Here is a 14,228-nt window from a genome sequence, read left to right on the forward strand (position 1 = left end):
CCGGTGGGCCCCCCCACTTTTGTGTTTTTTTGTGTTGTGGGGGGTGGGGGGGGGGGGGGGGGGCCCCCCCCCCCCCCCACGGCCGCTGGTCAGAAGCCGACGAAGACCCGGCGCAGGTCGTCGAGGGTCACCGGGCCGGTCACCTCCACCCCCGTGGGGGTGTGCGGGGTGCCCAACCGGCCGGTGGCCAGCCGCAGCCAGGCCTCGGCGGGGGCGACCAGTTCGCCGTCGGGGCGCTCCGGCGCGGCCACGACCTCGACCGTGTCGCCGAGGCGCAGCCCGAACGTCCGCTCCGGCGCGTGCAGCCGGACCAGCAGGGTGGCCTCCCGCCCGGCCAGCTCCTGCGGTCGGCTGGTCCAGGCCAGCATGCCGCCGACCTGGTCGAGCAGCAGCGCCACCGCCCCCGGCGTCACCGCCGCGAACGGGTTGAACGCCACCTCGGTGTCCCACTGGTGCAGGGCGAACTCGCTGAGCCGGAACCGGGCGGCGGTGGCCACGTCGACGGGCTCCGGCAGGAAGCCGAGGTCGATCCGCATCGAGGCCCGGGTGTCGGCGTCCAGCGCCTCGTACGCCTCGACCAGCCGCTCGTTCGTGGCGAGGAACCCGGCGGCGTGCTCGGCCGGGGACATCGCGTCCCAGCGGGCCCAGATGCCCCGGTTGAAGTCGCCGTCCGGACCGGGCGCGCCGGTGCGGGCGGCGTCGAGCGTCGCCAGGTTGATCTCGGCACCGCTGCCCAGGTGGCTCAGCACCTGGGACACCTGCCACTCGCTGGCCCCCGACGGCCGGAGCAGGTCGTCCTCCTTGAGGTCGCGTACGAGCGCGGCGAGCTCCTCGTGGCCCGCGCGCAGAGCGGTGATGATCTGGTCAGCAGGGGTCGACATGGATCTCCTCAAACGGATTCTCGACGATGGTCCGGACGTTACCGGACGTGGCCGCCGGCCGGCTCACCCCAGGTCCGGGGCGGTCCGGCCGGCGGCCACGTCGGTCGGCTCAGCCCATGTGCACGGTGGTGCCGGTCGGGATGTCCTCCTTGCGGACCTTCACCAGGACCAGGGTGGCGATCCCGGCGAGCACGATCAGCGCCGCGCCCCAGGCGAAGGCCACCCGGTAACCGTGCACCAGCGCTTCGACCTGGTTGACCGGGTTCGGTGCCCGGCCGACCAGATAGGCGGCGACCGCGCTGGTGTAGAAGGTGTTCAGCAGCGCGGTGCCGAGCGAACCACCGATCTGCTGGGTGGCGTTGAGTGTCGCGCTAGCCGCGCCCGCGTCGTGCTCCGGCACCCCGACGAGGGCGAGGCTGGACAGCGGGACGAAGGTGAAGCCCAGGCCCAGGCCCAGGATGACCTGCGCGGGCAGCAGGTGGGTGAGGAACGACGTGTCCACGTCGATCTGGGTCAGCACCAGCATGCCCAGGGCGGCGAGCACCGCACCGGAGACCATCAGCGGCTTGGCGCCCAGTCGCGGCATCAGCTGACTGGCGCCACCCGCGGCGATCAGCACACCCACGGTGACCGGCAGGGACGCGAGACCGGCCTCCAGAGGCTTGTACTGCAGCACCACCTGGAAGTAGAAGGTCAGGAAGAGGAACGCCCCGAACAGGCCGGCGCCGATGAGCGTCGAGGTGAGGAACGCCCCACCCCGGTTGCGGTCCAGCAGGATCCGCAGCGGCAGCAGCGGGTGGCTGGAGCGCAGCTCGATCACCACGAAGGCGGCGAGCAGCACCACTCCGGCGGCGATGAAGGCGAGCGTCGCGGTGGCGTCCCAACCGTCCTCGGCGGCCTTGGTGAAGCCGTACACGAGGGAGACCAGGCCGGCGGTCACCACGACCGCACCGGGTACGTCGTAGCGGGTGTTGCCGTGGGCCCGGCTCTCCGGCACCAGCGGGAGCGCGAACGCGATGGCGATGGCGGCGACCGGGATGTTGACGAGCAGGCACCAGCGCCAGTTGGCGTACTCGGTGAGGACCCCGCCGAGCAGCAGGCCGACCGCCGACCCGCCGCCGGCGATCGCGCCGTACACCGCGAAGGCCTTGGCCCGCTCGGTGGCCTCGGTGAAGAGGACGGTGAGCAGCGCCAGCGCGGCCGGGGCGAGCAGCGCGCCGAAGGCGCCCTGCAGCGCGCGGGCGGCGAAGAGCATCCCACCGGTGGTGGCCAGACCGCCCAGGGCGGAGGCGAGCGCGAAACCGGTCATGCCGACCAGGAAGGTGCGCTTACGCCCCCAGTAGTCGGCGATGCGACCGCCGAGCAGCAGCAGACCGCCGAAGGCGAGCGTGTAGGCGGTGATCACCCACTGCCGGTTGGCGTCGGTGATCCCCAGGTCGACCTGGGCCTTCGGCAGCGCGATGTTCACGATTGTGGCGTCCAGGACGACCATCAACTGTGAGACCGCGATGACCGCGAGCGCGATCCAGCGCCGCGGGTGCGGTGCGCCTGTGGACGCCCCGGGGTGGGGTGCGCCGGGCGCGGTCGAGGTGGTTCCGGGCATGGTGAAGCCTTCCGTGGTGCGAATATCGGTGAGATCAGGCCGAAACCGGACGGTCGTGCTGATAACGGAGCACCGGGATCAGCACCTGGTCGACGACCTGGGTGAGGAACGCGTCATCGGCGGGTAGGCCGTGCGCGACAATTCGGGACATGGTGAGCGCGGGCGCGAGATCGTGGAACAACTCCCGCTCGCCGGCCTCCGGCGGGATCTCCCCGCGGGCGGCGGCCCGGACCAGGATGGCGGTGCTCGCCACCCGCCCGGCCGGCAGCACCTGGTGACGCACCAGGCGTTCCAGCTCGGGGTTGGTGCGCATCGCGAAGGTCAACGCCTGCATCAGGTCGCAGTCGGCCGTGCAGATCGCGGCCGTGGCCCGCAGCAACTCGATCAGGTCCCCCCGCAGGGAGCCGGTGTCGGGCGGGTTGTGCACCGCCACGTGCCGGTCGCGCAGGGCGGCGACGACAAGCTCCGCCTTGCCGTCCCAGCGTCGGTAGATGGTGGCCTTGCTGACGTGGGCGCGGCTGGCGACCGCGTCGATCGTCATCCGGTCGTAGCCGACCTCGCGCAGGGTGTCGATGACGACGGTGAACAGGTCGCTGTCGGTGCAGCGCGGGCCCCGGGCTGCCGGCACCCCGGCACCCGCGCCCACCTGTTGACCACCAAGCATCCTCGACGACCCCCCGCGAAACGATGTCGTACCGACACTAGTTCGCGGTTGCCCGAACGTGCAGGCTTTCGTGAGTTCCGTCGCACCCAGCCGGTGAAACGGTCACGTTTCACGAGGCATCAGCTCCGGTGTCAGGAACCCAGCACCACTTCCACCTTCTTGCGGGTGCCCCACCCGGTGCGCCAGCAGGTGGCGACGCCGTACCAGCGGATCGCCCGGAGCACGACCAGGGCGAACACCACCGCGACCGGCGTGAGGAGCCAGGTGCCCCACTGGTAGGCGGTCGACTGGTCCGAGCGCCGCACCGTCAGATACCGCAGCGCCTGCCCGTACCCGACGATCAGCGGCACGGCCACCAGCCACGGGATCGCCCGCGGGTCGGGCTCGATGATCGGCGACAGGACCGCCACCGCCACGAACAGCACCGTCGAGACCACCGTGGCCGCCCACCGCAGCAGGTGCAGCCACCACGCGATCGACCGCAACGACAGGTACCGGACCCGCCACCAGGTCCTGATGAAGCTGCCGCGCATCCACCGCAGGAACATTCGGCAGAAGTGCCCGGTGTGCTCCGGCATGAGGGTGAACGCGAACGCCGACGGCTGCTGCACGGTACGACCCCGGACCATCGCGAAGAGAGTGAGCAGGGAGTCGTCGGAGAAGGGCACCCGCTGGCCGAAGAACGTCTCGGTCAGGTACGCGCCGAGGTTGTCGCGGACCACCGCCGCCCGGTAGGCCGCGATCGGGCCCGAGTTCACCCACACGCACCCGAAGACCGACAGCGACGACCTGTCGGTGAGCTGCCCGGTCACCAGCCACAGGTCGGTGAACCGGGTGAGGAAGCTGCTGCGGACGTTCGCGGCCATCACCACCCCCGCGACGGACTGCACCGCCGGGTCGGCGAAAGGCTTCAGCAACTCCCGCAGTGCGTTCGGGTCCGAGATGGTGTCCGAGTCCACCGTCCAGTACACGTCGGCGGACGGGGTCGACCGCACCGCGGCGGCCTGGGCGTGCCGCTTCCCGGCGTTGGGTTGGATGTGCCAGGCGGCGATGATGCCGTGTACGGGGGCCACGTCGAGGAACCACCGCTTGACCGGTTGGTAGCCCTCGGTCAGCTTGGACCCGTCGTCCACCACGTAGATGGTGTTCGGCTTGCGCGCCTGGAAGATCATGGATTCGAGGCAGGCCCGCAGCGCGGCCGGGTCCTCGTTGTACGCCGGCACGACGGCCACCACGTGCAGCGCGTCGAGGTGCTCCTGCATCCGGTCGGTGACCACGGCCGGCTTCTCCAGGTAGGACGTGCCGAGCTGCCAGACCAGCAGCAGGAACATGGCGGCGTACGCGAAGGTGAAGCGGTGACCGCCGCCGTCGATGGCACCGATGACGGCGAGGACGTGGTGGGCGGTCCACGCCGCCGCGGCGGCCAGAAGGACCGCCGCGGCGAACAGGACACGACCCCTGGTGACACTCGCCGTCACTGGCCGACCGACTGCTGACGACGGAACGTCATCCGGATCATGACGAAGCCGACGACGACGGCGATCGCACCGGTGATGGCGATGGTGAGCGGCAGGGGGAGGGCGTAGCTGCCGACTCCGGCCGCGCCGCCGATCGTGACAACGCCCATACCGGTACGGGGAAGGCTGCCACCGGACATGATGTATCTCCGCTCTGTGAGGGATGGTGAGGCTGTCGCGGCGACCGGTGCGACGCCATTGTGGCCCGGACGTCGCCGGGCTGAGCAGCGAATATGACTGTGCGCTACGACGCGCTCACGTTCGCAAACATGTCTGCCGAGGTCAATCGCGAAGGTCACGTGAACCGCTGTGCGGCCACGCCTGACGAACCTTCCCGCTGCCGGCGTGTCGGCGGCGGTCGCCTCGGCTCCATGGCCTCTGGCCTGCGCTTTCGCCGCCGCGCCGGGTCGGCTCGGGAAACCCCGACGAGGATCGGCGCTGTCGGGTAGACGTCAGGGCGATGCGTCACGCTCGACAAATGGATGACGCATCGGGTTAACAGCCCCTCGGGCGGGGCGGTCAGTCGCCGGGTGTGAGGATCACCGGCACGCGGGTCGTGTTGATCCGCGAGCCGTCGCGCGCGGACACCTCGTACACCTCGATCGTGCCCTGCTGTTCCCGGGTCGTGCGCCAGCCGACCCGCACCCGGTAACCGCCCCGGCAGCCGCTGCCGCAACTGGCGGTGCCGAACCCGGTGGCCACCTCCAGGCCGGCGGAGTCCAGCACCCGGACGCTCACCGTGGCCTCGAACACGTCGGCGGTGCCGGTGACGACGAGTGGGGTCGTCACGCGTTCGCCGACGACCGGCCCGGTCACCACGATCGGCGGCAGCAGGTCGAGGTAGCCCGACCGGTCGACCGGGGCCGCGTCGTCGAGGTGGACCTGACGCACGGTGGGGAACTGGGTCAGCGTCCACACCACCTGCGCCTCGCGCAGCCGCCGGGTGGCCGGGTCGCCCCCGGACGGCATCCGCAGCGTCGCCACGCCGTCGGTGATGCGGGTGACCTCCACCCCGGCCGGCAGCAGGGTGCTCATCCCGGTGGCGGCCTCGGCCCGACTCGGCCCGGCGGCCAGTTCGCTGAGCGCCAGCCGGGACGTCGCGACGGTCGCCGGCCGGGTACGTCGGGTCGGCACGAGCAGCCCGGAGCGGACGTACCACAGCTCGATGGTCACCTGCTCCGGCCGCCGGGTGCCGGCGGACGTCGCCGCCGGCGGGCGCGGTGGCCGGTCGATGGGTGGCGGTGTCGGCTTCCCGGTCGGGGTCGGGGTGGGTTCCGGGCGGACGGTCGGTGCGGCGCTCGTCGTCGCCGCGGCGGGTGCCGGGCCGAGGTCGCCGGAGCGGGCGGTGCCGCAGCCGCCGAGCAGCAGCGCCGCGACGAGCACCGGTACGCCCACGCCGTGGCGGCTCATCCCGGACCGCCCGCCGCGCCGGCGGTCCGCTCGGACGGACCCGGGTCGACGCGGTCATCCGGACGCGGCACGTCACCGTGCGGCCCGGCGGGACCGTCAGCCGGCAGCTCCAGCCGGAACCGGGTGCCCTCGCCCGGTGCGCTGCGCACACCCAGCGCGCCACCGAGCAACTCGGCGTGCTCCCGCGCGATGGCCAACCCGAGCCCGCTGCCCGGCGCGGAGCGCGACGGGTCGACCTGGTGGAACCGGTCGAACACCCGGGTCAGGTGCTCGGCCGGGATGCCCGGCCCCTGGTCGCTGACCTCGAAGACGACCAGCGGCCCGGCGCCCACCACGCCGGCGGTGATCTCGCCGCCGCCGTGCTCGACCGCGTTGGCGACCAGGTTGGCCAGCACCCGCTCCAGGCGACGCCCGTCGGTGCGCACCGTGACCGGGTCGCCGGTGACCCGCACCCGCGGCGACCACCCGCGCGCCGCGACGATGCCGCGCAGCAGCGCCACCGCGTCGACCGGCCCGACGGCCAACCGCTCCCGACCGGCGTCCAGGCGCGAGATCTCCATCAGGTCCTCGACCAGCCGGCGCAGCCGGACCACGTCGCCGACCAGCAGCCGGGCGGCCGGCCGGGCGTCGTCGGGAAGCTGGTCGAGGTGTTCGCGCAGCAGCGACGCCGCCGCCACCAACGCGGTCACCGGGGTACGCAGCTCGTGCGCGACGTCGGCGGTGAACCGCCGCTCACGGGCCTGGGCGGCCGAGAGCGCCGCGATCTTCGACTCCAGTGCCTCCGCCATCTCGTTGAACGTCGCCGCCCAGACGCTGAACTCGTCGCGCCCACGCACTGGCAGGCGGGTCGCGAGCAGGCCCTCGGTGAGCGCTCGGGCGGCCCGGCTGGCCCTGCTTACCGGCTCCAGTGTGCGGCGGGCCAGGACGTGACCCACCGCGGCGGCGAGGACCACCACGAGCACCCAGCCGGCCACCAGCGCGGAACGGAGCTGACCCAGGTCGGCGGCGACCTCGTCCTCCACGGTGAGGACGTACAGCTCGGCGGTGGAGCCCGGAATGCGCCCGCCGACCACCAGCAGCCGAGGACGCTCCGTCGACGCGGAGCGCTGGTAGCCGAGCCGCCCGTCCGCGACGACCGCCCGCAACGAGGTGCCCAGCACCGGGGCGTACGCGGGGTGCGAGGCGCGGGCCGGGCCGTCGACGAGCACCACGTGCCGACCGCTGGCCTCGAAGCTGGTGAGTAGTTCGGTGCTGCGCTGCTCGGTGAGCGGCAGGAACTGCCCAGCGAGAACGAGCTGGTAGCGGGCGTCGGCGGCGGCCTCGTGCAGCGACGCGTCCCACCAGGACTGCCGCAGCAGCAGCCCGGTCCCGCCGGCGAGCAGCCCGGCCGAGACGCCGGCGACCAGGACGAACGCGATCGTCAGCCGGCGTCGCAGGCGGCCCGGGAGCACGGAGCGTCCGGCCATCGCGGCCCCCCGTCAGCCCGGCGTGAGCTTGTAGCCGGCGCCCCGCACGGTCCGGATCAGCCGCGGCTGCGCCGGGTCGTCCTCGATCTTCGCGCGGAGCCGCTGCACCGCCACGTCGACAAGTCGGGAGTCGCCGAGAAAGTCGTGGTTCCAGACCAGGTCCAGCAGCAACTGCCGGGTGAAGACCTGGCCGGGTCGGCGGGCCAGCTCCAGCAACAGGCGGAACTCGGTCGAGGTCAGCGTCACCTCCCGGCCGTGCCGGCGGACCACGAAGCCGCCCGGGTCGATCTCCAACCCGTCGATGTGGATGACGCTCGACGAGGTAAGCGCACTCGCCCGGCGCAGCACCGAGCGCACCCGGGCCACCAGTTCGGGAAGGTCGAAGGGCTTGCGGAGATAGTCGTCCGCGCCGCACTCCAACCCGACCACCACGTCGATGGTGTCGGTGCGCGCGGTCAGCATCAGGATCGGCACCTGACTGGTCCGCCGGATCTCCCGGCACACCTCCAGACCGTCCAGGACCGGCAGCATGATGTCGAGCACGATGAGGTCGACCGGATGAGCACGGAAAGCGATCAGGGCCTGCCGCCCGTCCACGGCGGTGTCGACCCGGAAACCGGCGCGGCGCAGACCGATGGCGGTGACCTCCCGGATCGAGAGGTCGTCCTCGACCACCAGCACGCGGCCCTCCATCACCCGAGGGTAGACCCGACGACACGGTGCGTAGTCCTGGCGGAACGGCCGACATGGGTGCCCGGCTGGCCCCCTCCGGACACCGTCCAACAGCTACGGTCAGGTGCCTTCGGCACCCCCTCGGCATCGCCGAAAAAGCTCACACGAAAGGGCACGACGTGGAACGTCATGGCTGCGTGATCCGACTCCGCCCCGAGCAGCGGGAAACCTACCTGCGGTTGCACGCCGCCGTCTGGCCCAGCGTCGAGAAGACGCTGCGCGAGGCGAACTTCCGTAACTACACCATCTTCCTCCACGACGACCTGCTGTTCGGCTACTACGAGTACGTCGGCGACGACTACGAGGCCGACTCGCGGCTGATCGCGGCGGACCCGCAGACCCAGGAGTGGTGGAAGCTCACCGACCCGTGTCAGGAGTCGATCGCCGAGCCCGGCTCGGGGGAGTGGTGGGCCTCGATGCAAGAGATCTGGCACCTGACCGACGAGGCCTGACCCCTCGGGCGGACGGCGGGGTCGATCGGTCGTCGACCGGTTGCCGACGTCGATCATGGAGTTGTGGTGCTCGGTGTGTCGGTGACTGACTGCTTTGTCGCCCACCACAACTCCATGATCGACGCGCCCGGCCGCTCACACACCATCCGTCGACGGGTGGGTCACGTGTCGAAACGGATCTCGACTCGTCGGTTGCTGGCCCGGCCCTTCGGGTTGTCCTTGCCGGCCACGGTGTTCGCCGCCACGGGTCGCGTCTCCCCGAAGCCCTCGACCTGGTAGCTGAGGTGACTGTCGACAAGGAGCGGTGCCAACGCGTCTCGAACCGCCTCGGCTCGCCGGCGGGACAACGCCAGGTTGGCCGCGTCGCCACCCACCGAGTCGGTGTGACCGAAGATCTGGACCGTGCCGGTGGCCCGATCGCGGAGTCGTCTCGCGATCTCGGTCAGCCGGGCACGAGCCGCCGGCGAGAGATCGTCCTTGCCGAATGCGAAGAGCACATCCGCCGCCAGGGTCAGCTCGATGCGCCCACCGGACTCGGCCTCCCGGGTGTTGCCGTCGAGGTCCTCGGTACGCAGGTAGACGTCCTCGATCGGCGCCTGGATGTCCAGGATCGGGCTGCTCACCTGATCCTCGACTGCACGCGCCGGCGCGGGCAGGACCGTGTCCAGCGACGTCGGCGCGGACCAGGCGACCGCCGGGTCACCGACCAGCAGGAGCGCCAGTGCGATCGCCACCGGCGCCACCTGCCGGCTAACCGAGCGGGACATTCTCGAAGACCGGCACGCGGGGTACGACGACATCGACGGCGGTGACGTCGTCCGGTGGGGCGCCGAACATGGCGTACAGGTCCACCGACTGACCGGGTTGGACGAACACCGACTGGAGGTCGGACGACGCGAGGTACTTCACCTGGCCGGGTTTGGCGTCCGGCTCACCCGTCCGGGCCACCAGGTGCCGCTTGCGGTTCTTCCGGTCGATGAGCGTCGCACCCGAGAACGCCAACGAGATGGTGTCGCCCTGAAAGGCGCTGGCGATCTGCCAGCGGCCCGGGCTGCCCGCGTCGTCGGTGCGAGTCAGTCGGATGGTGAGATTGACGAACCCCTTGTCCCGCCGCAGCGGATACAGCTCCACCTTGATCGGATACAGGTTGCCGCCTTCGCTGACCTGAATGTCGCGACTCGCGATGGCGACGCCGATCGGCTCGGGCTGACCCGGCGCGGCCCCGACCGTGTCCGTCGAATCCTTGCTGGCACCGTCTGACTTGTCGGTCCGGTCGAGACCACAGCCGGTGAGGGCCAGGGTCATCGCCAACGCGAGCGAGCCGGCGCGGATCGTGTGCTGACGCAGGAGCACGAAATTCCTTCCCGTGGACCGGTCGGTCGCCGCAGGCCGCCGACCGTTTGAGATCAGGTGCGCGGCGTCCCTCGTCCGAGGTCGGTGCGGCTGGTGTCGACCGCACGTCTGGCCGGACGGCGTTTGACCGCCGGACGGGGGAGGCGTAATGATCCGCAGCCGTGGATGCAGGAGCTTTGCAACCGGCTTGCAGACCACTACGTGCGCACCGGTGAACTCGCGGACAGGGGGCAGGTCGATGGAGTTCCGGGTGTTGGGTGCGGTCGAGGCATGGGTGCAGGGGGCCCGGGTCGACCTCGGCGGACGCCAGCCCCGACTGGTCCTCGCGGTGCTGCTGCTCGAACCGGATCGACTGGTGTCGGTGGAGCGGTTGATCGATCTGGTGTGGGGTCAGGAGCCACCGCGAAGCGCCCGGGGTACGGTCCAGGCGTTGATCTCGCGACTGCGCGCCGCCCTACGGCGGGCCGGTGCGCCGGTGGAACTGGTCGGTCGGGAGCCCGGCTACCTGCTACGGGTCGATCCACTTGTGGTCGACGCGCACCGTTTCACCGCTCTTGTCGCGCAGGCCCGTTGCGTCGACGACGACACCGCGGCGGACCTGTTCGACCAGGCGTTGGCCCTGTGGCGGGGTGAACCGCTCGCCGACGTGGCCGACGAGCAGGTGCGACACCTGCTCTGCGCGCGCCTGTGCGAGGCCCGCTGGGCGGCAGTGGAGGATCGGGCCGACGTACTGCTGCGGCAGGGCCGTTCCCGGCAGGTCGTCGACGAGCTGTCCAACCCGGTGGCCGGGCAGCCCGGCCGGCAGCGGCTGGTCGGTCAGCTCATGCTCGCCCTCTACCGGGAGGGCCGCGCGGACCACGCGCTTGCCACCTATCGGCAGGTCCGCAATCGTCTCGCCGACGACCAGGGCCTCGATCCGGGTTCGGCCCTGCGCACGCTGGAGACGCTGATCCTCCGTGCCGACCCGGCCCTGGAATTGTCGGCTGAGGCCGTCGGACCAGGCAGGGGAGTGGGCTCCTCGCCGATTCGCCCGGCCGCGCTGCCCCACCACATCCCACACCTCGCCGGCCGGGACGCCGAGTTGGCCCGGCTCGACGCCGGTCTGACCGAACCGCCTGTCGGCACCCGGATCTGGGTGCTCAGCGGCACCGCCGGGGTGGGCAAGACAGCTCTCGCCCTGTACTGGGCGCACCAGGTCGGCGCGGCGTTTCCCGACGGGCAGCTGTACCTGGACCTGCGGGGCTTCGACGCCGACCGCGAGCCGGTAGCGCCGCACGCGGCGCTCACCCAGTTGCTGACGGCGCTCGGGACCGACCCGAGGGCGGTGCCGCACGACGTGGATGCCAGGGCGGCACTGTTTCGCTCGCTGCTGGCCGACCGGGACGTGCTGCTGGTGCTGGACAACGCCCGGGACGTCGGCCAGTTGCTGCCGTTGCTCCCGTCCTCGGGCACCGTACTGGTCACCAGCCGGCACCGCCTCGGCGATCTGGTGGTACGAGCCGGGGCGCGGTCGATCCCGTTGGACGTGCTCACCCCGGTCGCGTCGGTACGCCTGCTGGCGGCGCTGCTCGGCGAGCCGGCCGTGCAGGGCGACACGACGGCGGCGGCCGAGCTGGCCCGGCTCTGCGGTCACCTGCCGCTGGCACTGCGCGTTGCCGCGGCGAACGTCCAGGCGCCCGGAGGACCGGACATCGCCGGGCTGGTCCGTGAGCTGACCGACGGGAACCTGCTGGGTGGGCTCACCGTCGACGGCGCCGAGGAGGGTCCGGTGACGAAGGCATTCGCGCTGTCCTACCGGGCGTTGCCGGCGCCGCTGCGGGAGATGTTCCGCCGGCTCAGTCTGGTGCCCGGGCCGAGCATCACCGCCGGTCCGGCCGGCGCGCTCGCGAACGTGCCGACGGCCACCGCCACCCAACGGCTGCGCGCGCTGGCCGCGGCGCACCTCCTGGAACGGCATCCCGGAGAGCGTTACCGCTTCCACGACCTGCTGCGCCAGTACGCCGTGGACCGGCTCACCGCAGAGGAGGCCGAGCCCGACCGGGAGGCGGCCCGGCAGCGGCTGTTCGACCACTACCTGGACGTGGCGGACGCCGCGGGCCGTCGCATCATCCCGCACTTCGTGCGGCTGCCCCGTCCGCCGGTCGCCGACCCGTTCACCGACACCGAGGCGGCCCTGGCCTGGCTCGACGCCGAGTCGACGAACCTCACCGCAGCGGTGGAGCAGACCGCCGCGCAGGGGCCGCGACGGTACGCCTGGCACCTTACCGACGCGATGCGCGCCTACTTCCACCAGCGGGGTCGCCGGGATGAGTGGCTGGTCACGGCGGTGGCGGCCCTCGCGGCGGCCCAGGCCGAGAACGACGCCCAGGCACAGGCCGCCATGCACCAGAGCATCGCGCTGGTGCAGGTCAACAGCGGCCGGTACGAGGAGGCACGCCAGCACCTGCTCGACGGATTGCGCCACGCCGATGTGGACCGCTGGGCGGAGGGCCGCAACGGCATCCTCAACAATCTCAGCGCGGTCCACCAGCGCCTCGGTGACCCGCAGGCGGCGATCCACTGCGCCCAGCTCTCACTGGCGCTCAGCCGTCAGTCGGGCAACGACGGCGGCGAGGCGATGTCCCTGGCCAACCTCGGGTTCTCGTACTGGCAGCTCGGCGCCTTCGCCGACGCCGACACGCACTTCTCGGCGGCACTGGAGCGGGGTGAGCGCGCCGGCGCGCACTACAACGTGGCCGTGCTCCTGGTGGACCTGGCGAACCTACGCCGGGATCGGGGCGACCACACCGGCGCCGATGATCTGTACTCCCGGGCGCTGGCAGCCAACCAGGATCTCGGCTACCGCTACGGCGAGGCGACCGCTCTCGCCGGTCGGGCGGTGCTCTGGTGTGACACCGGTCGGGCCGAGAAGGCCCTTGTCGACGCCGAGCGGGCGGTGACGTTGACCCGGGAGATCGGTGACGAGGGCACCGAGGCGTGGGCAGTGGACGCGCTGGGCCGGGTGCTGCTGGCACTGGGACAGCTCAGCGCGGCGACCGACGAGCACGGCCGGGCGCTCGACCTGGCCCGGCGTACCCACTTCTGCTGGGGTGAGGCGACGGCCCTGACCGGCCTCGCCGCCGTGGCCCTGGCGGCGGGGGACCCGGTCGCCGCTGGCCGGCACGGTCGGGCGGCGTTGAGCATTGCCGCCCGCTCCGGCTACCGACCGATCGAGATCCGGGTGTCGCACCTCCTGGCCCGTGTCGCCGAGGAGACCGGGGATGCGGCCGAGGCGCTGCGACTCGACGAGCGCGCGGTGCGGCTGGCGGGGGAGACCGGCCAGCCGCTGCCCGGTGGGTCGACGCCGCCACCCGGACCACCGACTCGTCGCGTCGAGGCGCGGTGATCGCGGCCTCCGGCGCGCAACGCCGAGTAGGGCCGCCCCGATGCCACGTCGGGTGGGGTGCGCCCCCTGGTGTCACTGCTCGGAGCGGTTGATGCTCGTCGCGTGGAGCCGGTCCGCCGGGACGTCAGCACCCTGCGCGTACCGGCTCACCGCGGCAGACCGTGGTCACTCCTGCCACTTGTGGGCCACGTCGAGCACGATCCGGCTGTGGGTGCCCGGCCCGCTCAGCACGAAGGCGCGGAACGGCAACCGTGCCCGTACGCCGACCGCGAAGGTGCTGTAGCCCTCGAAGCTGCCGCCGAAGACCACGTCGCGCAGCGTCGGGTAGCGCAGCGCGTTCGCCACGTGCTCCCCGACCGCGTAGGGCACGGTGCCCAGGTGGTCGTCGTCGTACGCGGGGGCCCGCAGCGAAACCCGCAACAGGGCCTCTCCGGCGGTGTACGGCGACAGTGCCAGCCCTTCGCCCTCGGTCCACGTCTCGCCGTAGCCAACCGCGTACCCGTCGACCGGGCCGGCGAACTCGAACACGACCCGGTCGTAGCAGTCGTGCCGTCCGGCGCGGACGTCGATCAGCGGGGCGCCGCTCAGTGCGCCTGCCGCTTTGTCCGCGCTGCCCCAGGTGATCCCGCAGTACGGCGCCGCGGCCGTGGTGCCCGCCGCGGGGCTGCTGCCCGCGCTGGCGACCAGCCCGGCGAGGACGACCGCCAACGCGGTCAGTGCGCTCCTGATCCTCATGGTGTCTCTCCGTTCGGTACCGGGGTCACG

The 14,228-nt window shown here is 72.0% G+C and carries 13 protein-coding genes; 2 read left to right on the top strand and 11 right to left on the bottom strand.

Features of this window, described 5'->3' with window-relative positions; translation table 11 throughout:
- Positions 1-89: 89 nt before the first annotated feature.
- The 8 genes from AB0C15_RS12460 to AB0C15_RS12495 all read right to left on the bottom strand — a co-directional run bounded on the left by AB0C15_RS12460 (position 90) and on the right by AB0C15_RS12495 (position 8,234).
- A complete protein-coding gene (locus tag AB0C15_RS12460) occupies positions 90-881 on the bottom strand; it encodes a maleylpyruvate isomerase family mycothiol-dependent enzyme (protein ID WP_357351286.1) in 792 nt (263 codons plus the stop codon).
- 109 nt (positions 882-990) lie between these two features.
- On the bottom strand, positions 991-2,484 hold the full coding sequence (locus AB0C15_RS12465; protein ID WP_357351287.1) for an MFS transporter: 1,494 nt from the start codon (positions 2,482-2,484) through the stop codon (positions 991-993).
- Between the two features lie 34 nt (positions 2,485-2,518).
- Positions 2,519-3,148, bottom strand: a complete 630-nt coding sequence (locus tag AB0C15_RS12470; RefSeq protein ID WP_357351288.1) for a TetR/AcrR family transcriptional regulator — start codon at positions 3,146-3,148, stop codon at positions 2,519-2,521.
- 131 nt (positions 3,149-3,279) lie between these two features.
- The gene (locus AB0C15_RS12475) at positions 3,280-4,626 is read right to left on the bottom strand and encodes a glycosyltransferase (protein ID WP_357351289.1); all 1,347 of its coding nucleotides are present in this window, start codon (positions 4,624-4,626) and stop codon (positions 3,280-3,282) included.
- Positions 4,623-4,775, bottom strand: a complete 153-nt coding sequence (locus tag AB0C15_RS12480; RefSeq protein ID WP_357351290.1) for a hypothetical protein — start codon at positions 4,773-4,775, stop codon at positions 4,623-4,625. Before AB0C15_RS12480 ends, AB0C15_RS12475 begins: the two co-directional genes overlap by 4 nt.
- A gap of 409 nt (positions 4,776-5,184) precedes the next feature.
- The gene (locus tag AB0C15_RS12485; protein ID WP_357351291.1) at positions 5,185-6,075 is read right to left on the bottom strand and encodes a Gmad2 immunoglobulin-like domain-containing protein; all 891 of its coding nucleotides are present in this window, start codon (positions 6,073-6,075) and stop codon (positions 5,185-5,187) included.
- Positions 6,072-7,541 (bottom strand): HAMP domain-containing sensor histidine kinase, encoded by a 1,470-nt coding sequence (locus tag AB0C15_RS12490; protein ID WP_357351292.1) that lies wholly within the window; start codon positions 7,539-7,541, stop codon positions 6,072-6,074. Before AB0C15_RS12490 ends, AB0C15_RS12485 begins: the two co-directional genes overlap by 4 nt.
- A gap of 12 nt (positions 7,542-7,553) precedes the next feature.
- Positions 7,554-8,234 (bottom strand): response regulator transcription factor, encoded by a 681-nt coding sequence (locus AB0C15_RS12495; RefSeq protein WP_357351293.1) that lies wholly within the window; start codon positions 8,232-8,234, stop codon positions 7,554-7,556.
- A gap of 176 nt (positions 8,235-8,410) precedes the next feature.
- On the opposite strand from AB0C15_RS12495, the gene AB0C15_RS12500 reads away from it, so the two are divergent.
- Positions 8,411-8,725, top strand: a complete 315-nt coding sequence (locus AB0C15_RS12500; RefSeq protein WP_357351294.1) for an L-rhamnose mutarotase — start codon at positions 8,411-8,413, stop codon at positions 8,723-8,725.
- 161 nt (positions 8,726-8,886) lie between these two features.
- On the opposite strand, the gene AB0C15_RS12505 is transcribed toward AB0C15_RS12500, so the two are convergent.
- A complete protein-coding gene (locus AB0C15_RS12505) occupies positions 8,887-9,459 on the bottom strand; it encodes an OmpA family protein (RefSeq protein ID WP_357351295.1) in 573 nt (190 codons plus the stop codon).
- A gap of 16 nt (positions 9,460-9,475) precedes the next feature.
- On the bottom strand, positions 9,476-10,078 hold the full coding sequence (locus AB0C15_RS12510; protein WP_357351296.1) for a hypothetical protein: 603 nt from the start codon (positions 10,076-10,078) through the stop codon (positions 9,476-9,478).
- A 238-nt stretch (positions 10,079-10,316) separates the two neighbouring features.
- On the opposite strand from AB0C15_RS12510, the gene AB0C15_RS12515 reads away from it, so the two are divergent.
- Positions 10,317-13,463 (top strand): BTAD domain-containing putative transcriptional regulator, encoded by a 3,147-nt coding sequence (locus tag AB0C15_RS12515; protein ID WP_357351297.1) that lies wholly within the window; start codon positions 10,317-10,319, stop codon positions 13,461-13,463.
- A 165-nt stretch (positions 13,464-13,628) separates the two neighbouring features.
- Here the strand turns inward: AB0C15_RS12515 and AB0C15_RS12520 are convergent, their stop codons facing one another.
- Positions 13,629-14,198, bottom strand: a complete 570-nt coding sequence (locus AB0C15_RS12520) for a hypothetical protein (RefSeq protein WP_357351298.1) — start codon at positions 14,196-14,198, stop codon at positions 13,629-13,631.
- Positions 14,199-14,228 lie beyond the last annotated feature (30 nt).

The sequence above is a fragment of the Micromonospora sp. NPDC048835 genome (genome assembly GCF_040649995.1).
GTDB lineage: Bacteria > Actinomycetota > Actinomycetes > Mycobacteriales > Micromonosporaceae > Micromonospora.

Bases quoted from the DNA above. Each gene is read 5' to 3' on its own strand.
- AB0C15_RS12460 (WP_357351286.1), bottom strand. From the start codon at position 881: ATGTCGACCCCTGCTGACCAGATCATCACCGCTCTGCGCGCGGGCCAC.
- AB0C15_RS12465 (WP_357351287.1), bottom strand. From the start codon at position 2,484: ATGCCCGGAACCACCTCGACCGCGCCCGGCGCACCCCACCCCGGGGCG.
- AB0C15_RS12470 (WP_357351288.1), bottom strand. From the start codon at position 3,148: ATGCTTGGTGGTCAACAGGTGGGCGCGGGTGCCGGGGTGCCGGCAGCC.
- AB0C15_RS12480 (WP_357351290.1), bottom strand. From the start codon at position 4,775: ATGGGCGTTGTCACGATCGGCGGCGCGGCCGGAGTCGGCAGCTACGCC.
- AB0C15_RS12485 (WP_357351291.1), bottom strand. From the start codon at position 6,075: ATGAGCCGCCACGGCGTGGGCGTACCGGTGCTCGTCGCGGCGCTGCTG.
- AB0C15_RS12490 (WP_357351292.1), bottom strand. From the start codon at position 7,541: ATGGCCGGACGCTCCGTGCTCCCGGGCCGCCTGCGACGCCGGCTGACG.
- AB0C15_RS12495 (WP_357351293.1), bottom strand. From the start codon at position 8,234: ATGGAGGGCCGCGTGCTGGTGGTCGAGGACGACCTCTCGATCCGGGAG.
- AB0C15_RS12515 (WP_357351297.1), top strand. From the start codon at position 10,317: ATGGAGTTCCGGGTGTTGGGTGCGGTCGAGGCATGGGTGCAGGGGGCC.
- AB0C15_RS12520 (WP_357351298.1), bottom strand. From the start codon at position 14,198: ATGAGGATCAGGAGCGCACTGACCGCGTTGGCGGTCGTCCTCGCCGGG.